Consider the following 20,616-nt stretch of genomic DNA (forward strand, 5'->3'; position numbering starts at 1 on the left):
AAGGCAAAAAGTAAGGACGAGAACCAATCCAAAAAACATTGAAATCTTTTAAAATTCACTTTTTCAAGAGAAAATTCGGGATGACTCATGTTTTTGTTGTATTTACTTTGCAGTTTTTCTGATTTGAATCACATTCACTAAAAACGAAAATGCCATTGAGAAATAAATATACTGTTTAGGAATATGGAAAGCTAAACCTTCTGCGATGAGCGTAATACCAATCATCATCAAAAAACAAAGTGCTAGAATTTTTAAAGATGGATGTTTACTGATAAAATCACTGATTGCACCTGCAACCATCATCATGATTGAAATCGACACAATTACTGCCGTGTACATTACCCAAAGTTCATCGACTAAACCAACCGCAGTGATGATACTATCAATGGAAAAAACTAAATCTAAGATGATAATTTGCCCAATAATTTTTGAAAAAGATTTATAAATAAAAGGCTTTTCAGGGTGTTCATCTTCAGTCTTTTCGAAAATCTCTTTGTTACTCTTGTACAATAAAAATAAGCCTCCAACAATCAGAATCAAGTCTTTTCCTGAAAAATCAATTCCTGAAACTGTAAATAGTGTTTTGTCGAGTTTCATAATCCAACTGATTCCAGCTAATAAAATTAAGCGAGTAACCAGTGCTAAACTTAGTCCAACTAAACGGGCTTTTTTACGTTTCTCTGCTGGTAATTTGTCAGATAGAATAGAAATAAAAATGATGTTGTCGATACCTAAAACGATTTCGAGAACGATAAGCGTGATGAGTGAAATTAGAATTTCTGTTGTCATGTTTTAATCTTTAATTGAGTTTTTAGGCTAAACCTACTTTTTGTTGAAATATTGTACCAGTCAACATATTTGTTTCTTTTCAATGAAAAATTCTATTTAATTCCGCATAAAAAAAGCCCAAGCTTCCAAATATACGTCTATATCATTTGGATAATCATGTTTTCCGCCGATTACTTTCAATAATGTAACTTCTGGTTTTTTCTTTGCTTTGAAAGTATATTTCTCAATGGTTTTATGGTCGTTCGGATCATTATCTGGCAGTTTTTCTAAAGTTGGCTCGCCTTTATAACCTGCAAGACTTGCCCAATAATCAAAAGTACGGTCGGTTGAACGAACGAAACCTAAATTGACGGTCGGACCCAGTTTTACTTCTCCGCCTTGATAGGGATTAATCGGATCTAAAGTACCGTTAATAATCATAACGGGTTTAGCGACGTGCTTTTCAGCACAATCAAGATTGTTAGTATCAGGTAAATTAGCAATGATTGCTGTGATGGCTCTAAACTTTTCGGGCATCGTTAGGGCTAATTTGTACGCCATGTGTCCACCGCCAGAAGTACCAACAGCGAATACTTTCTTTTCGTCAATTTGGTATTTTTCTTTAAAGTAAGTAATCATTTGTCCGAAAAAAGCTTCTTCGTTGATATTTTCTTGATTAGCAGCCGAATTCGCTGTTTTTCTGCATTCATTCCAATAGCGTTTGTAGCCATTAGGGTACACCAGAAGTACATTTTCTTTTTTTGCCAATTCCTCAATTCTTTTTGTATCCTTACCATTACCACTATTTCGAGTCATCAATCCATCGCCTTGCGAGCCATGTAAAATAAAAACTAAAGCGGCTTTTGGCTTCGTGGAAGGTATATAATGGTAACTTCGAGCATGGTTTTCAATCGTCAGCGAATCTGTAAGGATTTGTGCTGATGCTAGTTGAAAGGTACAGATAAAAAATAGCAGTGTAAGTGTTTTTTTCATAGTAAATGGAGATGTTTTGGATTGGGTAATAATATTTAGTGTTTGAAATTATTGATTTTCTTCAGAGAACTCCTGCTTCAAGCTCATCCAAATAAATAAATTCAGGGGATTTTACGCCTGCTTCTTTTCTAATCTGCACTAATTTTGGCGACTCAAAGAAGTTTTTGGCATTCTCAATAGAAGTCCAAACCGAAAAGTGTACGATTTTATTGGGTTCTTGCTCATATTTTAGAACTTGATATGAGATTTCTCCCGCCTCTTTTCTGATGCCAGCGGCATTGTCAAATACTTTTTTCCAAGCGGGATAATCCGCTACCTCATGAATAATTAAAACGTGTTTCATCGTTATTTAAGTTTTTTATCTATGTTCTAATTTTGCCAAAAGTAAACCAACCACCGCACCAGATAAAAACACAAAAAGAAGATACACCAAACCTAAATAGATATAAGATAAAATAATTTTTAGTATTCTTGATTTTAGCGGTAAGTAGTCGAAAAGCTGAATAAGTACCCAGAAAGTATATGCAATACCAATAACATCTGGAATCGTTAAAATGCCTAAGCCATTTTTTCTATCAAATATTAATACAAGAGGGAAAAAAAATAATCTCAAAGCAATATGAAAACCCGAAATAAAGGCATTAATAACAATATGTTGAATAAAATTATAGCGTTCCTTTTTGAAAGCCCAATATGTACTTAGCGAAGAAATTGGAATCAAAATTAAAGTTGATAAAGCATAATTAGCACTTATCCAGTCGATAATTTTGGAGACATCTACTACCTTTTTTGTATCAACATCAGGAATCGCTTTGAAAAACGAAGTAATATCAAAGTAATGAATAACAAAGCCGTAAATCCCAGCAACTACCAGCACAAATGAAATCGGCTTGAAATGCTGTACTCTTCGTCCAGCAATAAATTCTTTGATAGAATAGCCAGGACGAGTAGATAACTCTTTGAGTGTAAATAGAATACCTTTATCTAAATTCAAAAGACCTTGTTGGATATCATGCCAAAGAAAATGCGAATTAATCTCGTGTGTATCAGCAGCTTGTCCACATTCATTACAAAAATTTCCTTCAAAATGGCTATTACAGTTCTTACAGTTAGTCATAAATTAATGAGTTGATACTGAAAGATATGAATTTTACATTGATTTTGTAAAATAGGAAGTATAAGATTTGTGAGAAAAACCAAATACTCCGAAGGAGTTCAATATTTGTAAGTATGTATTATGATTTTCTAATGATATACTGTCTCTATCAGGATTTACGCACTACTTTAGATGAAATTTGGTTTTTGATGATTGGTGCGTTGCTTTCGCTCGTTTTGTTGGAGAACAAACTCCAACAGTGAAATTATCATCAATAAATGTCAAACCATATTTCTAATTCTAGTTCCGCAAGTTTTGAGAGTTGTTGTGGTGAAAGTGTTGGACCACCTTGTCCACTTTCTGACATCCAAACACAGCTAATATCAATTTCGACATCTTGTCTGGTAAGGTTTTTTATTTTTTCTTTAATTGGCAACAATTTGTCTGCGATATAATCAATGTGTCGTCTGCTGTCTTTTGAAGATATTATGTTCTTAGAAGTTAAGAACCAAGCATTAAAAGTTATATTTTCACCCATCAAAATATCTTTCTCTATGCTTTTGTCAATAATTTCAGATGGCTCTATTTCTAAATATTTGGTTATATCCTGAGGAGATAAACTCTCAGAGTATATTCTTAGGGTTGTATATGTAGTGTTACAAGTGTTGTAGTCGTCTTGATACATTGTTTTGTTTGTTTAATCAAAGTGGTTGCCAACTTCTAAATATTTAAGGCTGTTAGAGTGTTTAAACCTCCCAATCCCCTAAAGTATCACAATAACCTTAAACATAAAAATCCAAAACATCTTTCTGTTTAGAATTTATTATATGCTAATTCCTTTCCCACACCTTCCAAAACAAACCCTAATAAACCCAATAAAACTAAGACAGAATGTATAGAAGCTATTTTTTCCAGTTTAGATTTACGATATTGTAAGAAAATTCTTCAACAAATAATCCTTATAATTATGTTTCAGAAAATTTTATGTATCATCTTATTTTGTACTAGTTTTACCTATGCTCAAGAACATTTAATCGTCATCGGTGGTGGAAAGCGTCCAGCGGATGCCCTCAATAAACTGATTGAATTAAGTGGTAAAGAGCAAGGTGAAATCTTAATTATTCCTTGGGCAAGTGGCGAACAAGAAGTTGGTTTTGAATCTATCAAAAAAGATATTTCAGCGTTGTCGCCTATAAAAGTTGTTTCCGCACCTTTTGCTCCGCTGACTGCTGAATCGAAAATAGTACTTTTGAATCAACTAAAAACAGCCAAAGGTGTTTTCTTTACAGGTGGCGACCAAGTTAGAATCATGAAAGTGTTGGAAGATGAAACGATTTTTAAAGCTATGCACGAAAGGTATCATCACAATGTTGTTTTTTCGGGAACAAGTGCTGGAACAGCGATTATGTCTGAAAAAATGATTACTGGTAATGGAAAGCTAGACGTTATTGATGGCACGCAAGTTGAAACAAAAAAAGGTTTGGGTTTACTGCCTAATGTGATTGTAGATCAGCACTTTATCAAACGACAAAGGGAAAACCGTTTAATGGGTTTGATTCTCCAATATCCAACTTTGTTGGGTATTGGGATTGATGAAAATACTGCCGTTTATGTTCAAAATAATAAATCCGCTGAGGTTTTGGGAGAAAGCCAAGTCCTGATTTTTGATGCAGAGCAAAGTAAAGAAGCCATGAAACTTTATTTCTTGAAAAAAGGAGATAAATTTGATTTAGTTAAAAAGAAGAAAATAAAAATATAATATTTTTTCTGCTGATTCGCCTTTGAAAATGATTATTGGAATTTTCAAAGGCGTTATTTTGTAAAGTAATAGCAACACATTGAAATCATACATCTTTGTGTAATTAAAAGCATTCAATAATCTTAATTTCATGGGTAAAGCCGCTGCAACTCGATTAACAATACTTCAAAAAGCTTTTGAATTGATTTATATTAATGGTTATCAATCGACCAGTATTGACGATATTATTGCTACTACCAAAGTAACCAAAGGAGCTTTTTTCTATCATTTCAAAAATAAAGAAGAAATGGGTTTGGCTGTAATTAATGAAATGATGGAGCAGACAATGGGAAAAATGTTGCTTGAACCACTTTTATCTTCAGAAAATCCGCTCAATGCTATTTATGAAATGATGGAATATTTATTGATTCAAGATCCATATTTACAGATAAAATACGGTTGTCCAACCAATAATTTGATTCAAGAAATGGCTCCTTTAAATGAAAAATTTAGTGAAGCACTTTCTAAAATCATGAATCAAATGCTTTTGGCAATAGAAAATGCGATAGAAAGAGCAAAAAATTTAGGCTTAGTAAAAGCAGCAGTTAATAGTAAAGAAGTAGCCATTTTTGTTACTTCGGGCTACGGCGGAATCAGAAATCTTGGAAAATTGTATGGAACAAACGACTATTATCAAGCTTATTTAAAGGCTTTAAAGTCATATTTTGAAAGTTTAGAATAATTTTTTCTTCAAAAACATACTATTCGGTATGTTTTTGAAGTATCTTTGCATCATTAACATTCAAAAATAGATGCAGATACTTTTATTCATTCATTCACTGATGAGATGGTTTGTCTTAGTCAGTATTATTTATTCGCTTTTTAGGGCTTTCAGGGGTTTAAAAAATCAAACTTTTTTTAGTAAAACAGACAATGCTGTACGACATTGGACGGCAACGATTGCTCATATTCAATTGGCAGTTGGTATTAATCTTTACTTCAAAAGTCCGACGGTTCAATATTTTTTGAGTAATTTTAAAGAGGCTAGTAAAAACTTAGAATTTACTTTTTTCGGTTTGATACACATTTTTTTGATGTCGATTGCCATTATTGTTTTAACAATTGGCTCAGCTTTAGCAAAAAGAAGAAAAACAGATGAAGAAAAATTCAAAACGATTTTTGTTTGGTTTTCTTTAGCTTTCTTTATCATTTTTATTGCTATTCCTTGGCCATTTTCTCCTTTTGCACACAGAGTTTTATTTAGACATTTTTAAGATGAAAACATTATTTTCTACCAATATTGGGCGTTTACGCATCATTGCTTTTTTAGAAGGAGTATCGTTTATCCTTTTACTTTTTATCGCTACGCCAATGAAATATTATATGGATAGTCCGGCAGGAACAAAAATATTAGGACCAATTCACGGTGCATTATTCATTCTTTTTATCCTGAATGCTTTGAGTGTGAGCGTTGAAGAAAACTGGAAATTTACAAAGACAACTTGGAAAGTATTGTTAGCCAGTATTTTACCTTTTGGCACTTTTTATATTGACCATACAATTTTGAAGGAAATACAGAAAAGTAAAGAAGCTAATTAAATTATTAACTTTATTCATAAGATGAGCTTACTCTGTGTAGAAATAGCCTAAGCTCATTTCATTCTACCCATTTTCTGTCGGACAAATTAGTTTATATACAGTACTTTTTACCGATTATGACCAGTTTTTCAGTTTCATCGAATTTTTAGTTTGCACTATATGAAAATATTATCATATATTTGTATTGTAATTAATCAGAAGAAAATGGAAGTTTTAGAAAATAACCTCAAAGAAAGATTTCAAGAAAGCAGAAAGAAAATGGAGAAAGCTGCTTATATCCTGAAAACTGTTGCACATCCTGTTCGTTTGGCGATTATTGATTTATTGAGCCAAGAAGGACAAATGGGCGTAAATGACATTTGCAAAGTACTTGAATGTGAGCAATCCTTGGTTTCACATCATTTAATCAACATGAAATTAAGAGGAATTTTGAAATCTCAGAAAGATGGTCTGAATGTCTATTATGAATTAAAAGAAAAAGAAATCACTAAGCTTTTAGCTTGTATAGAAAACTGTGATTGCAACATGTAGTTTTTTTAGATTCACTATATGAAAAAAACAACATATATTAATTTTAAATTTATTCATAAATGATTACTAGGAAAACATATATTTCTTCATTCTCCTTTTCATTTGTTTCGGGAATCATCAATGTATTGGGAATTGTCCTTCTTGGCTTAGTCGTAACAAACGTAACGGGTCATTATAGTTCAAGTATCGTATCAAGTGGAACACTAACTACGAAGAATATACTGCTTACTTGTTCTTATATTTTTATGTATTGGATTGGTTCTTTTTGGGCTTCATCCTGTTTTTATTACGGGAAAAAAATAGATAAAGTATATGTAAAAGCTTTACCAGTTTTGTTGAACTTAATGATTCTATTGCTTGCTGTTTGGTCACAACATTTAATTGTTTGGTTACTCTTTTTTGTATCAAGTACACAAAATGCTTTTGGGGCGAATCATAGCGAAAACCAAGTTAGAGCTTCACAAATTACTGGGGTTGTTATGGCTTCTGGATTAGACATTGCCAAGTATTTTTTTGGTAATTTTTCAAGTGAATGTAAGCAGGATTTCTTGAAAGCCTTCGTAGTTAAAATGCTAAACATTGCAGGATTTATTGTAGGTGGAGTAACAGCCTTTTTTTACAGTACAATCAATATTTTATGGTTGCCAATTATATTTTATAGCGTTGTTTTAGTCCTTATTTTGAATAAAAAATTATAAGAATTTATATTTAACCCATTTAAAATCAATAAACTAAATCATTAAAACAGTTAGTTAAATTTTATCTTAAAATGATTGTAGAACAAATTTATACAGGATGTTTAGCACAAGGTGCTTATTATATCCAATCAGCAGGAGAAGTAGCTATTATTGATCCACTTCGTGAAGTACAACCTTATATTGCTAAGGCTGAAAGAAATGGAGCGAAAATTAAATATATTTTTGAAACCCATTTTCATGCAGATTTTGTTTCGGGACATTTAGATTTATCTCGTCAAACAGACGCAAAAATTGTTTATGGACCAAATGCCAATCCAAGTTTTGATTGTATCATCGCAACAGATAACCAAGTATTTCAAGTAGGTAAAGTAAGTATAAAAGTACTTCACACGCCAGGGCATACGATGGAATCTTCTTGTTACTTATTAATCGACGAAAATGGTCATGAACATTGTTTATTTTCTGGAGATACACTTTTTATTGGAGATGTTGGTCGTCCAGATTTAGCCCAAAAATTAGGAAGTATCACTACGAAAGATTTAGCAGGCTTTTTGTACGATTCGCTCAGAAATAAAATCATGACTTTGTCGGATGATTTAATTATTTATCCTGCTCATGGTGCTGGTTCAGCTTGTGGGAAAAACATGAGTAAAGAAACGTTTGATACTTTGGGTAATCAGAAAGCGACAAATTATGCTTTGAAAGAACAAACCAAAGAGGATTTCATTGCTGCCGTTACGGATGGACTTTTACCGCCACCTTATTATTTCCCGAAAAATGTAATGATGAATAAAACGGGCATTAAGAGTATTGACGACATTGTAAACAACGTTCAGGCATTATCGCCAGAGGCTTTTGAGGCGGCAGCGAATGAAACTGGAGCGTTGGTAATTGATACTCGCACAGCTCAAGTTTTCAAAGATGCTTTCATTCCGAATGCTATCAATATTGGTATCAAAGGCGATTTCGCTCCTTGGATTGGTACTTTAGTTACAGACATTGAACAAGAAATTCTTTTCGTGGCTGAGGAAGAAAACATTGATGAAGTAATCACTCGTTTATCTCGTGTTGGTTACGACAATGTGATTGGCTATTTGTCTGGTGGAATAAAAGCTTGGATTGAAGCAGGAAAAGAAACGGATAGTATTGAATCTATTTCAGCAACAGCATTTGCTAAAAGATTTGAAGAAGCTGAAGGGAAACTTGTTGTAAAAGACGTTCGCAAACAAACGGAATATACTGCCGAACACGTAGATGAAGCCATGAATATTCCTTTAGCAGTTTTGAGTGATAATATGGCAGAGTTTTCTAAAACAGAAACCAATTATATTCATTGTGCTGGCGGTTATCGTTCGATGATGGCAAGTTCAATTCTGAAAGCTCGTGGTTTTGATAATGTAGTTGATATTGCTGGTGGCTTCGCTGAAATCGCTAAAACTTCCGTACCAAAAACAGATTTTGTTTGTCCTTCTAAATTAAAATAAAGACATAATGTTAGAATTAATTCGTCAACCTTGGCACTGGGCAGTGGCAGGAGTATTGATTGGGCTGACCGTTCCAACTTTACTGATTATTGGGAATAAATCATTCGGGATTTCTTCATCCCTTCGTCATATTTGTGCAGCTTGTTTTCCTGCGGATATTCCATTTTTTAATTATAATTGGAAAAAGGAAATCTGGAATCTTTTCTTTGTGGCTGGTGTGTTGATAGGTGGTTTTATCGCTGGTCAGTTTTTATCGAACCCAAATATAATCGTCATCAGCGAAAGTACGATTACTGATTTAAAAGCTTTAGGCATTACCGATTTCTCAAATTTAATGCCTGCTGATTTATTCAGTGTCGATAATATTTTCACGCTTAAAGGTTTATTCTTTTTTGTAATTGGTGGATTTATGGTAGGTTTTGGTACTCGTTATGCGGGCGGTTGTACGTCAGGACATGCCATTATGGGTTTGTCAACTTTACAGTTACCTTCATTAATTGCTACAATTTCCTTCATGGTTGGTGGCTTTTTGATGACCCAATTACTTTTACCTTTAATCTTTAAACTGTTCTAAGAAAATGCAAAAATCAGAAGTTTTAATCAATGAAGAGTTTGTGTGTGATGCACCAAACGACCAAAAAAAGAAAGAACCTTTAGCGGGGAATTTTAAATATATGTTGATTGGGATAATTTTTGGAATTGTTTTTACGAAAGCTGAGATTATTTCATGGTTTAGAATTCAAGAAATGTTTCGATTACAATCATTTTTTATGTACGGCGTAATTGGTACGGCGGTTGTGGTAGGAATGATTTCAGTTTTTTTGATTAAAAAATTCAATATCAAAACCATTTCAGGAGAAAAAATCGTTTTTCACGATAAAGTATTTAACAAAGGACAAATCTATGGTGGTTTAATCTTTGGCTTAGGTTGGGCAATGACTGGTGCTTGTCCTGGTCCATTGTTTGCTCAAATTGGAAACGGATTTATCGTTGTTACCATTACTTTAGCAAGTGCCATCGCTGGTACTTGGACTTATGGCTATTTAAAAGATAAATTGCCGAGTTAAGATTTTTTATGGATTAAAGAAGCAAGAGGCAAGAAGCAAGACTTAATATTCAAGATACAAATTGTGTTGTTTCTAAGTCTTTTGTCTTGGGTCTTGTTTCTTTCATCTTATCTCTTTTGTCTAACATGAAAAAACCAATTCCCATCATCACCATCGAGCAACTTAATTGTTGCGACAAACATATTCTGATGACTATGGACATCAGGCGTTTGGAAATTCATGCCAAGACTTTAACGCCTGCTGATTTCCCTCATCGTCATGATTTCTACAATTTGATTTATATAAAAAGTGGCTCAGGAACACATGACATTGACTTTAGACATTATGAAGTAGTGCCGAATCAGCTTTTTATGATGAACGAAGGACAAGTACACGAATGGGAATTGAGCGACGATATTGAAGGATATTCTTTTTTCTTTAGGAAAGAATTTTACGAAACAGATGAAAAAAGCCTTGCTTTGAATGCTTTACCTTTTTTCAATAATAGCCCAAACGATGAGCCAATGGTTATTTTTGATGAAGCTCAGGGAAAAGCAATAGTAAACCTTTTTGAGGAAATCATTGAAGAGTATTCAAGGAAAAAAATAAATTATGAAGCCTATATCAAAACTATTTTAAAGCAAATTCTGATTCAAGCACTTCGGGTTTATCGACCTAATTATCGAGACGAAACTGCGATAGCAAGTATTTCTAAAATCAAAAATTTTGAAAATTTGATTGAAGAACAGCATCGAAATTATAAATCTGTGAAAGATTATGCCGACCAATTGAATATTACAGCTAATTATTTGAATGCCATTTGTAATAAAATTGTGGGAAGAACGGCTGGAGAATTGATTCGTGACCGCATTGTGCTAGAGGCAAAAAGGCTTTTATTGCACTCAAGTATGTCGATTTGCGAAATCGCCTATCATCTTGGTTATGAAGATTGTTCGTACTTCATCAGAGTTTTTAAGAAAGACGTTCATCAAACTCCTGAACAATTTCGGCTAATGAATCGGTAATTTTAATGGCTTCACTTATTCCATTAGCTAAACTATATTTCGAAAAGTTTAAACTGGTTTTGTGTAAATAATCTTAAAAATTATCAATAATTTTATAAAATTAAGATTTTTTTAATGGATTTAATCACAAACCGTTTAAGCATTCAATGGATAGACCAGAACTAATACCTATTCTTAGACCAGAAGATTTAAACGATTTTCATTACAAAACAATCGAATGGCAACCAACTGTTTCTGAAACAAAACATAAGTATTATCATGTAAACCGTATTGAAGATTTCTTTCAAAAATTATCTTTCCCATTGCCACCGCATCGCAAAACGGTACACGATATTATTTACCTCAAGAAAGGTTTTTCAAGAAGAAGTAAAGGATTGAATAAATATGATTTTCAAGCATCTCAGCTATTTTTCCTCCCAGCCTTTCAGATAACTGAACACGAAGTGATGTCTGAAGATGTGGAAGGTTACTTTTTGCATTTTGATGATCAATTATTCCCTTTTCTACCCAAAAATTATTTGAACGAAACCTTTCAATTTTTTCAACTTCAGTCAAATCCCGTCATCTCAATTAGTGAAAAAAGTAAAGTTTATATTGAGTACCTTTTAGAGCGCCTACTTGGTTTGTATGAAGATGAAAAGGAACTAAATCTGAATTTAGTAGCCACTTATCTTTTAACGCTTTTTGAAGAAATTAAGAAAGAGCTTCCAGCCGAGAGAAAGAAAACCAAAAATGCCTATTTCCAGATTACAGAACAATTCAAAAATGCTTTAGCACAGCACATTTACCAAAAACAACATGTAGCAGACTATTCTAAAATTTTAAATATAAGTCCCAATTACTTGAATAAATGTGTGAAAAATAGCACGAACAGAACCGCTCAAGACTTATTGAATGAAATGCTTACTTTAGAAGCCAAAACACTTCTAAAATTTTCTAACCTACAAATTTCAGAAATTGCTGTTAAGCTATTCGACCAAACGCCCAGTAATTTTTCCAGATTTTTTAAAAGTCAAACAGGCTTTACTCCGAAGCAATACTTAGAAATGTATTGATTTTGAATGTTATTAAATTGTTTTTGAATCACAGAAGGGTTTCTTTGCTGTTAAATTTGTAATGTTTTTTATTTGAATATTACAAAAATGGACATATTCAAATTATTGAAAATTTATAGATTGAATAACACTGTTCATGACAATTTCATCCTAACTTTTAAAATGAAAATATCTTTTTTTACTTCGGCAGTATTGCTTTGTGCTTCATTGTCCGTTTCTGCTCAGAAGAAGTGGAACGAAACATCTAAAGGCACGTTTAATCTTATTCAAAATCAAGGCGGACAAACGTTGGGTTATTCGCCTGTTTCTGGTGTTAAAATACTTACAGTCAATGGTTTGGCTTTTAAGGATTTAAACAAAAATGGAAAATTAGACAAGTTTGAAGACTGGCGTTTGCCTTATGATCCCAGAGCCAAAGATTTGGCAAGCAAGCTAAGTATTGAAGAAATTGCTGGCTTGATGTTGTATTCAGCTCATCAGTCGATTCCTGCTCGTGCTGGTGGTTATTTTGCGGGTACTTATAATGGTAAGCCTTTCAAAGAAGGCGAAGTAGATCCAAGTGATTTAACAGACCAACAAAAGAAATTTTTAAGAGAAGATAATCTTCGCCACGTGTTGATTACGACCGTGCAAAGTCCTGAAATTGCAGCACAGTGGAACAATAAATTACAAGCTTATTGCGAAAGTGTTGGTGCAGGGATTCCTGCCAACAACAGTACTGACCCTCGTCACGGAACAAAGGCAAGAGCAGAATATGATGCGGCATCAGGCGGTGAAATTTCGATGTGGCCAAGTTCATTGGGTTTGGCGGCTACTTTTGACCCTTCGGTAGTGCAGAAATTCGGTGAAGTGGCAGCAGCAGAGTATCGTGCTTTGGGTATCACTACGGCTCTTTCGCCACAAGTAGATATTGCTACTGAGCCACGTTGGGCAAGATTCAGCGGTACTTTTGGAGAAAGTCCTTTGTTATCAGCAGCAATGGCACAGGCTTATTGTGATGGATTCCAAACTTCACTGGGAAATAAATCAACCAGCAGTGGTTGGGGTTTAGGTAGCGTAAATGCGATGGTAAAACACTGGCCGGGCGGTGGCTCTGGCGAAGCAGGACGTGATGCACACTATGCAAACGGAAAGTTTGCGGTTTATCCGGGCAATAATTTTGACGCTCATTTGATTCCATTTATCAACGGAGCTTTCAAATTAAAAGGTAAAACTCAGATGGCTTCGGCTGTAATGCCCTATTATACCATTTCTTGGAATCAAGATAAAAAGAATGGTGAAAACGTAGCGAATAATTATAACAAGTATATTATCAACGATTTATTGAGAACAAAATATAAATACGATGGCGTTGTGTGTACTGACTGGTTGGTTACTGGCGACCACAAAGCGATGGATGTTTTTATTGATGGAAAATCGTGGGGAGTAGAAAACCTTACAATCGCTGAACGTCACTATAAAATTTTGATGGCTGGCGTTGACCAATTCGGAGGAAACAACGATGCGAAACCTGTGATTGAAGCTTATAAAATGGGCGTAAAAGAACATGGCGAAGCAAAAATGAGAGCAAGAATGGAACAATCTGCCGTTCGTTTGTTGCGTAATATTTTCAGAGTAGGTGTTTTTGAAAATCCATATTTAGCACCAGCAGAAACTAAAGCGATTGTTGGAAAGCCTGAATTTATGAAAGCTGGTTACGAAACACAATTGAAGTCGGTGGTTTTAGTAAAAAACCAAACACAAACTTTGCCCATTACTGCTAAAAAGACAGTGTATATTCCTAAGCGTTTTGTTCCTGCAAGTAGAAATTTCTTGGGTATGGAAAGTCCAGCTTCAAACGATTATCCTGTAAGTTTAGAGATGGTGAAAAAGTACTTTAATGTAACTGATAACGCTGACGAAGCAGATTTTGCCGTAGTATTTATTCTAAATCCAACAGCAAGTATTGGTTACGATAAAGAAGATTTGAAAAAAGGAGGTAATGGTTATGTACCAATAAGTTTGCAGTATAACGATTACACAGCAACTGAAGCTCGTGAAACAAGTATTGCTGGTGGTGACCCAATGGAAAATTTTACCAACCGTACTTATAAAAATAAAACGGCTAAAACGCCTAATATTACAGACGCTCAATTGGTAGTAGATACAAAAGCTAAAATGAAAAATAAGCCTGTGATTGTATCTGTAAATACTTCAAATCCAATGATTTTCTCTGAAATTGAATCATCAGCTTCGGCTATTTTGGTGAATTTTGGCGTACAAGACCAAGCAATTTTAGACATTATTTCGGGCAAATTTGAGCCTTCGGCATTATTGCCAATGCAGATGCCAGCCGACATGATAACGGTAGAAAAACAAGCAGAAGACGTTCCTTATGATATGAAACCACACAAAGATTCAGCAGGAAATTTGTATGATTTTGGCTTTGGATTGAACTGGAAAGGAGTGATTAAAGACGCTAGAACTACTAAGTTCAAATAGATTTCTTTTAAATATAAATAGAGGTCAGCAGCTTGTAGATTATACATATCCGTAAGCGATTGATTTTAAAATATGATTATTTATAGATAAAATAAGTATAAATTTATTTCATTAAGCTTTATAGACTAATCCTTCACGGATGAATCTCCTAGATTTCAGGAAGTTATATTCAAATAAGTATGTTGGTATAATCAGTTATTTTAAAATAATATTAAAATATGAGAGCTTGTTTACGATACGCCACGCACATACTCTTTCAAGCAGTATTTGCACTGAGTTTGAATGCTCAAAAAATAGTTCAGCCAGACCTCGGCAAGCGTAGTGTGGCTTTGCTTAAAGAAAAGAATTTTGAATTTAAAGATTTAAATAAAAACGGTAAATTAGACCAGTATGAAGATTGGCGTTTACCAATTGATGTAAGAGTAAAGGATTTGGTGAATCAAATGACTTTAGAGGAAAAAATCGGCTTTATGGTGATTAGTACTACTCGTTTGGCAGGTGATTATTCTTTCCAACCAAATGCACCGAAAGCTGAAATTTCAAGTGGTTTCAACGAGGAAGATTTGATGCAACCCATCAATATGTTTACTCGTAAACCTTTGCCAGTGCCAACGATGTCGGCGGCAGGAACTACTAAAGGAGTAATGAATTTTCAGTTGCGTCACTTTATTTTAAGAGCCAACACCAGTGCAAAAATCATGGCTGAATGGTCGAATAATTTACAGGCTTTGTGCGAAAGTTCTCGTTTGGGCATTCCTGCGGTTATCGCTTCTAATCCACGAAACCACGTAACGATTGATGCTTCTATTGGCTTGAGTGTTGGGACAACGGTTTTCTCGAAATGGCCCGGAGAATTAGGTTTAGCCGCCATGCGTGATTTAAAACTTACTCGTGAATTTGCTGAAATTGCTGGGAAAGAGTGGTCGGCAGTTGGCTTACGCAAAGGCTATATGTACATGGCAGATTTATCGACCGAACCACGTTGGCAACGCATTGAAGGTACTTTTGGCGAAAATGCAGATTTAACTTCTGACATGATTCGTGAAATTGTACTGGGTTTTCAAGGTACAAAATTGGGTAAAAACTCAGTGGCAATGACGACCAAGCACTTTCCGGGTGGCGGGCCACAAGTAGGAGGACAGGATTCACACTTCGATTGGGGAAAAAATGCTCATTATCCGGGTGGAATGTTTGAATATCATTTAAAACCTTTCAAAGCAGCAATTGCAGCGGGTACTTCTTCCATCATGCCTTATTATTCTGCTCCAAAAGGCAAAGAATTTGAAGAAGTGGGTTTTTCTTATAACAAAGCCATTATTCAAGATTTGTTAAGAAAACAATTAGGATTTAAAGGCATCATCAATTCTGATACGGGCCCAATTGACATGATGCCTTGGGGCGTTGAAAACCTTACGATTTTGGAACGTTATCAAAAAGCAATTAATGCAGGAGTAGATATTTTCTCTGGAGGGGCCGACCCTTCTTTATTGTTGGAGACAGTGAAAAAAGGCTTGGTTTCGGAAGAGAGAATCAATGAATCAATTACTCGTTTACTTCGTGAAAAATTTCAATTGGGTCTTTTTGAAAACCCTTATGTGGACGTAGAGGCTGCTGTAAAAACCGTTGGCAATGCTGATTTTCAGAAAAAAGGCGATTTAGCATTAAGAAAATCAATTGTATTGTTGCGTAATGATGATAAACTTTTACCAATTGCGAAAAAGACCAAAGTTTATTTTGAAACGTATTACGATAATGGGAGAACCAAAAATCCTATTACTGTCAATAAACCCAATATTCAGCATACCAATATTGAATTTGTTGGAAGTAAAGAAGAAGCGGATGTGGTGTTACTTTGGTTGATTCCGAATGGTGGAAGTTTGTTTAGTTCACAAGGCAAACCGATTGAATTGAGTTTATCAAAAAATAAAATTGATGTTGCTCATGTCAACGAAATCATTCAAGTAAAACCAACGATTGTAGCCATCAATTTTACAAATCCGTGGGTGATTGACGAAATAGGAGGGGGCAATCTAAAATCAGTTTTAGCCACTTTTGGCACAACAAGCGAAGCTTTAATCGACGTAGTGACTGGAGCTTTCAATCCAACAGGCAAAATGCCTTTTACAACGCCTGTTTCTGAAAAAGTAGTTTCAGAAAATCAATCAGATGTACCGGGTTATTTGAAACCCCAAGGCTACGCTTTATTTAAGTTTGGCGAAGGCATTAGTTATTAATTGAAATTTATTTATATGGATTTATGACGGGGCAATATTATTGTGGATGGAGGAACAACGTTTAGCGATGGAAATTAAGCTTATATATTGCTAAAAATTTCGTTTAAATCCACAAAAAGATTTGGGAAGATGACGCTTTCAAAAGTATCATCACTGGCATAAATCGAAGCGGGACTGTACAGCCCATTTTCTAATAAATGGAATTGAAAAGCAGTTTCGTGTTCAGGGTCGATAATCCAGTACTCTCTGATGCCATTTTCTTCGTAAAGAGCCTTTTTTAGTTTCATTTCTTTAGAAGAATTACCCGGAGAAAGAATCTCAACGACCAAATCAGGTGAACCCAAACAGCCTTTGTCGTCCAATTTTTCAAGGTCGCAAATGATACAAATATCAGGTTGTACTACGGTCAAAACATCTTTGTTTACCAAAGCTGATTTTTGTTTATCGTACAAACGAACATCAAAAGGAGCGGCGTAAGCTTGACAAGCATGATGCTTAAAATGATTACCAAGCGTTAGCGTAAGTTGCCATGAGATACGTTGATGTTTTCTGCTTGGAGCAGACATCGGTAAAATTTTACCTTTTATCAACTCAACAGCTTGTTCAAACCGCCAACTTAAATAGTCGGCATACGAGTAAATACCATTAATCGTATCTAAATCAGAGTATTTTAATACAGCTTCCATAACATCATTTTTGACAAAAATAATGAAAAAAATCCAAAATAAAGTATGCTTAGTCACAGGAGCTTCTTCGGGTATTGGTAAAGCAAGGGCTGTGGCTTTTGCTAAATCAGTAGTAAAAGTGATTGTATCGGATGTCAATGAAACGGAAGGTATGGCTACTGTTTCTAAACTTGTAGCAATGTGAGCGGAAGCCATTTTGTAAAATGTAATATTAAAGAAAGAATAACAGAGCAGAAGTACAAAGCCTTATCAATCAGTCAATTGAAAAGTTCGGTTTAGTATTTAAAATACACAATAATTTAATAGTACTCAGACCGTAGCTATATTTGAGTAAGTGTTTGAAAGCCATAAAACAGTCGTTTGTATTTTACGAACGACTGTTTGTTTATAATCTGAGGAGTAAATAAAGGGTTATTGTTTGTTTTCAACGGCTTTCTTTAATAAATCTAAGCCTTGTTGATTCGTTTTTTCCATTTCAGCTTTTGCACCGAAGAGCCATAAAAAGAAAGCATCTACCAAACCAGATTCCAGTTTGAAATCCTGTGTTATTTCAATGCCATCAGGACTTTCTTTGAAAGAATAATCAAAAGTAGGTTCGGCACTGAATGGTTTCTGAATGTAGCATTTCATGCCAACAAATTGATAATTTTCAACTTTCATAATTTCTTGATAACCCAAGTCTTTCCCTTGATTTCCTTCCCAATGATATTGCGTTCCTACAATTCCATCATTCCCTTTTACTTCATATTTTAATGTTGGGTCTTGTGCTAAAAATGGCGACCATTTCGGGAAGTTTTTTAAGTATCGTACCATATCAAAAGCTTCTTCTTTTGAAGCCTTCACTGTTACTGATTTTACAATTTGAATGTTTTTAAGTCCGCTGGCTTTGTAAAACCCAAAGCTTAAAAATGCAACTAATGCGATGGCTGTAATTGATAATATCATTTTCATTGGATGTTTTGAATTAAGTATTTAATAAAGTTATTTTATTGTAAATGAATGGTTTATCCTTTTTAATAGGAAATGAAATCGCTTTGTTGATTAATCACTTCCAAATTACATCGGCTGAATATTTCTTACTTCAACCGTGCCTCCCATCGATAAAATAGGGCAGTCTTTGGCAATCTCAACGGCTTCGTCGAGGCTATTAGCTTTCACAATCATATTACCAGCAAGTATCTGTTTTTCTGAAATATAGATACCAGAAATTACAGAATGGTCGGCTGAAATTTGTTTTCCTTCAAAACCCAATTGATGAGTACTGACTAATTTTTCTTGAATGGCAATGTTTCCGATAAAAGCACCCCATTGTTGGTGCATTTCATCCATTTCGGCAGCTGTTGGTTGGTAGTCGAAGCTTGGTTCATATCTGAACATTAGCATAAATTCTTTTTTCTGTTCCATCGTTTTTTTTGTTATGTTTTAATGATGAAACAAAGGTATAGTGTCGAAATATGCTTTGTCTTGCCATAGGACAAGAAGTGAATTTATGTTGATTTTTTTTGTAATTTTTTGAAAATAGACCAATGCAAAAACAAAATAGTAGGAGGGGCAAAAGCAGGAATAATGCAAAATGGAAACACAGCCAAAGTATCAACACCCATTGAACCAGTTTCTATTGAGATTTTGGTGAGTACGTTGGCAGCGATGGCAGTAAATAAAATATCTATTGTGCCAAAGATATTCCAGAAGTAAGTTAATTTTTTAGCATAACTTTTTTTAGTTTGAATTGCTTTTACCACAAAAATACTGCTAATGGCGGTAATTATATCACCAAAACCAGCCACGTAAGCAAAGGCTTTGGGCAAGGCATCATAAAAAGCAAGTAATACAAAAAACACACCAATAAGCCTAAAAATATGAAGTTTAACAAGGTCTTCCAGATTCGTTTTTTCTAGAATATTTTGATAGATTTTTAGGTTAGAGATTACGCCAAAAAGTAAAAAAGCATAAGGGAAAGTGGTATATAAAAGTACTGCTGGGGGAAAAGATACTTTATCAAACCAACCACTAAAACTTGCGAGGCTTATGTACAACAAGTACACGATATAAAAGATGGCTACCGCTTTGTAAGTAAAATGCCTATGTTGAGTAAAAGTTACTTTTCGTACCCACAAAACAATCATGATAAAAGGAATACATATAGCAATTAGGAATAAGGGCGAAAGCCATTCTGGTACGGAATAGTGCATTAGTTTGTTCATTTGTTATCTGCAATTTCTTTTCTAATTCTGCTTAAAGAAGTATCGGTAATACCCAAATAAGTGGCAATTTGTTTTAATGGAACGTTCTGAACAATATCAGGTTTGGTTTTTAATAAATTCAAGTAGCGTTCTTTTGCGGGGTCGGCAATGACAGAAACTGAATGGGTTTTTAGTTCAAAATAATTGTTCACTAAACGGGTACGCCCTACTTCTCGGAAAGATTCAATATGAAATAATTTCATGAAATTTTCAAAAGAAATTTTCCATGCCTTGCAAGCACTTATCGCTTGTACATTCTCACGACATTTTGTTTTTAAAAAGTAAGAGTGCCAATCAATGACTATATCGGTTGAACTAAAAAATTTGGTGCTAATATCATTTCCATCTAAATCAATTACATAAGATCTGGCAAAACCAGCCTCCATAAAATAATAATAATTGGCAGTTGTTCCTTCTTTGATTAGGTAATCGTTTTTTGCAAATTCAATTTTTTGGTATTGACTAAAAATGGTTTTTAAATCTCCTTCCTTGAAATTTTGTGGATTAAAAATCTTATTCAAAAAATGATTGTCGTTCATAAGGCAAGTTTTAGCGTAATTACTAAAGATAATATTAATCAACAATTTACAGCGAATTAGCTGAAAAGAGCCTTTCCTTTTCTAAAGTATCACATTATTTTTTTATTTCTAAATTAAATAATTAATCCTTGCTTGTAGATTGCATTTATAGATTCAATCCTCGGGGTTTTGACTTTTAGATATTGGTGTTTTAAAAGAAGTATCTTATTATGGGAATGCGTGAAGCTTTATAGACAGTGTCTCCAATTTATTGCTATACCGATACAAAAGCTACTCATGGTATGACTAATAAAGATTCACTTTTTTTCAAAATTTAATGAAAGTCATGCCATGAGTATTTTATCTATTACTTTGCACATTTTGTTGAGGCAAGAAGGTTAAAAAAAGATTTACCAAGTTT

General features: G+C 34.2%; 24 protein-coding genes. 14 read left to right on the top strand and 10 right to left on the bottom strand.

What is annotated here, in order from left to right:
• Window positions 1-102: 102 nt before the first annotated feature.
• The 5 genes from HNP25_RS06325 to HNP25_RS06345 all read right to left on the bottom strand — a co-directional run bounded on the left by HNP25_RS06325 (window position 103) and on the right by HNP25_RS06345 (window position 3,542).
• Window positions 103-789, bottom strand: coding sequence for a TerC family protein (locus HNP25_RS06325; RefSeq protein WP_184132053.1), 687 nt, complete (start codon window positions 787-789; stop codon window positions 103-105).
• Window positions 790-885: 96 nt separating this feature from the next.
• Window positions 886-1,761, bottom strand: a complete 876-nt coding sequence (locus tag HNP25_RS06330; protein ID WP_184132056.1) for a CE1 family esterase — start codon at window positions 1,759-1,761, stop codon at window positions 886-888.
• Between the two features lie 61 nt (window positions 1,762-1,822).
• Window positions 1,823-2,104 carry a putative quinol monooxygenase gene (locus HNP25_RS06335; protein ID WP_184132059.1) on the bottom strand — a complete coding sequence of 94 codons (282 nt, stop codon included), beginning with the start codon at window positions 2,102-2,104 and terminating at the stop codon, window positions 1,823-1,825.
• A 15-nt stretch (window positions 2,105-2,119) separates the two neighbouring features.
• Window positions 2,120-2,878, bottom strand: coding sequence for a DUF3667 domain-containing protein (locus HNP25_RS06340; protein WP_184132062.1), 759 nt, complete (start codon window positions 2,876-2,878; stop codon window positions 2,120-2,122).
• A gap of 250 nt (window positions 2,879-3,128) precedes the next feature.
• A complete protein-coding gene (locus HNP25_RS06345; RefSeq protein ID WP_184132065.1) occupies window positions 3,129-3,542 on the bottom strand; it encodes a DUF4279 domain-containing protein in 414 nt (137 codons plus the stop codon).
• A gap of 282 nt (window positions 3,543-3,824) precedes the next feature.
• Here HNP25_RS06345 and HNP25_RS06350 point away from each other — a divergent pair, with 282 nt between their 5' ends.
• The 13 genes from HNP25_RS06350 (at window position 3,825) to HNP25_RS06410 (ending at window position 16,748) form a co-directional block, all read left to right on the top strand.
• Entirely contained in the window at window positions 3,825-4,616 is a 792-nt protein-coding gene (locus tag HNP25_RS06350; RefSeq protein ID WP_184132070.1) for a cyanophycinase, read from the top strand.
• A 130-nt stretch (window positions 4,617-4,746) separates the two neighbouring features.
• On the top strand, window positions 4,747-5,337 hold the full coding sequence (locus tag HNP25_RS06355) for a TetR/AcrR family transcriptional regulator (protein WP_184132072.1): 591 nt from the start codon (window positions 4,747-4,749) through the stop codon (window positions 5,335-5,337).
• A 70-nt stretch (window positions 5,338-5,407) separates the two neighbouring features.
• The gene (locus tag HNP25_RS06360; RefSeq protein WP_184132075.1) at window positions 5,408-5,869 is read left to right on the top strand and encodes a hypothetical protein; all 462 of its coding nucleotides are present in this window, start codon (window positions 5,408-5,410) and stop codon (window positions 5,867-5,869) included.
• A 1-nt stretch (window position 5,870) separates the two neighbouring features.
• Window positions 5,871-6,194 carry a DUF3817 domain-containing protein gene (locus HNP25_RS06365; RefSeq protein ID WP_184132078.1) on the top strand — a complete coding sequence of 108 codons (324 nt, stop codon included), beginning with the start codon at window positions 5,871-5,873 and terminating at the stop codon, window positions 6,192-6,194.
• 159 nt (window positions 6,195-6,353) lie between these two features.
• Complete coding sequence (locus HNP25_RS06370) at window positions 6,354-6,725, top strand: ArsR/SmtB family transcription factor (RefSeq protein WP_229202804.1); 372 nt, start codon at window positions 6,354-6,356, stop codon at window positions 6,723-6,725.
• 59 nt (window positions 6,726-6,784) lie between these two features.
• On the top strand, window positions 6,785-7,423 hold the full coding sequence (locus HNP25_RS06375; protein WP_184132085.1) for a DUF1275 family protein: 639 nt from the start codon (window positions 6,785-6,787) through the stop codon (window positions 7,421-7,423).
• Window positions 7,424-7,494: 71 nt separating this feature from the next.
• Window positions 7,495-8,907 (top strand): MBL fold metallo-hydrolase, encoded by a 1,413-nt coding sequence (locus HNP25_RS06380; RefSeq protein ID WP_184132089.1) that lies wholly within the window; start codon window positions 7,495-7,497, stop codon window positions 8,905-8,907.
• Window positions 8,908-8,914: 7 nt separating this feature from the next.
• A complete protein-coding gene (locus HNP25_RS06385) occupies window positions 8,915-9,481 on the top strand; it encodes a YeeE/YedE family protein (protein ID WP_184132092.1) in 567 nt (188 codons plus the stop codon).
• Between the two features lie 4 nt (window positions 9,482-9,485).
• Window positions 9,486-9,974, top strand: a complete 489-nt coding sequence (locus HNP25_RS06390) for a DUF6691 family protein (RefSeq protein WP_184132095.1) — start codon at window positions 9,486-9,488, stop codon at window positions 9,972-9,974.
• Between the two features lie 125 nt (window positions 9,975-10,099).
• Window positions 10,100-10,978: an AraC family transcriptional regulator gene (locus HNP25_RS06395; protein ID WP_184132098.1), complete on the top strand. Its 879-nt coding sequence runs from the start codon at window positions 10,100-10,102 to the stop codon at window positions 10,976-10,978.
• Window positions 10,979-11,124: 146 nt separating this feature from the next.
• Window positions 11,125-12,033, top strand: coding sequence for a helix-turn-helix domain-containing protein (locus HNP25_RS06400; RefSeq protein ID WP_184132100.1), 909 nt, complete (start codon window positions 11,125-11,127; stop codon window positions 12,031-12,033).
• 162 nt (window positions 12,034-12,195) lie between these two features.
• Window positions 12,196-14,514, top strand: a complete 2,319-nt coding sequence (locus HNP25_RS06405) for a glycoside hydrolase family 3 protein (protein WP_184132103.1) — start codon at window positions 12,196-12,198, stop codon at window positions 14,512-14,514.
• Window positions 14,515-14,732: 218 nt separating this feature from the next.
• On the top strand, window positions 14,733-16,748 hold the full coding sequence (locus tag HNP25_RS06410) for a glycoside hydrolase family 3 protein (RefSeq protein WP_184132106.1): 2,016 nt from the start codon (window positions 14,733-14,735) through the stop codon (window positions 16,746-16,748).
• 80 nt (window positions 16,749-16,828) lie between these two features.
• Here HNP25_RS06410 and HNP25_RS06415 read toward each other — a convergent pair whose 3' ends face one another.
• Window positions 16,829-17,434, bottom strand: coding sequence for a Uma2 family endonuclease (locus tag HNP25_RS06415; protein WP_184132109.1), 606 nt, complete (start codon window positions 17,432-17,434; stop codon window positions 16,829-16,831).
• A gap of 22 nt (window positions 17,435-17,456) precedes the next feature.
• On the opposite strand from HNP25_RS06415, the gene HNP25_RS06420 reads away from it, so the two are divergent.
• Window positions 17,457-17,618, top strand: coding sequence for an SDR family NAD(P)-dependent oxidoreductase (locus tag HNP25_RS06420; protein WP_184132114.1), 162 nt, complete (start codon window positions 17,457-17,459; stop codon window positions 17,616-17,618).
• 227 nt (window positions 17,619-17,845) lie between these two features.
• Here HNP25_RS06420 and HNP25_RS06425 read toward each other — a convergent pair whose 3' ends face one another.
• The 4 genes from HNP25_RS06425 to HNP25_RS06440 form a co-directional block, all read right to left on the bottom strand.
• The gene (locus HNP25_RS06425) at window positions 17,846-18,379 is read right to left on the bottom strand and encodes an SRPBCC family protein (RefSeq protein ID WP_184132117.1); all 534 of its coding nucleotides are present in this window, start codon (window positions 18,377-18,379) and stop codon (window positions 17,846-17,848) included.
• 111 nt (window positions 18,380-18,490) lie between these two features.
• Complete coding sequence (locus HNP25_RS06430; protein ID WP_184132120.1) at window positions 18,491-18,838, bottom strand: YciI family protein; 348 nt, start codon at window positions 18,836-18,838, stop codon at window positions 18,491-18,493.
• 83 nt (window positions 18,839-18,921) lie between these two features.
• Window positions 18,922-19,626 (bottom strand): hypothetical protein, encoded by a 705-nt coding sequence (locus tag HNP25_RS06435; RefSeq protein WP_184132123.1) that lies wholly within the window; start codon window positions 19,624-19,626, stop codon window positions 18,922-18,924.
• 8 nt (window positions 19,627-19,634) lie between these two features.
• Complete coding sequence (locus HNP25_RS06440) at window positions 19,635-20,216, bottom strand: Crp/Fnr family transcriptional regulator (protein ID WP_184132125.1); 582 nt, start codon at window positions 20,214-20,216, stop codon at window positions 19,635-19,637.
• Window positions 20,217-20,616 lie beyond the last annotated feature (400 nt).

Origin of the sequence: Arcicella rosea, assembly GCF_014204325.1 — a bacterium.
Classification (GTDB): Bacteria; Bacteroidota; Bacteroidia; order Cytophagales; family Spirosomataceae; genus Arcicella; species Arcicella rosea_A.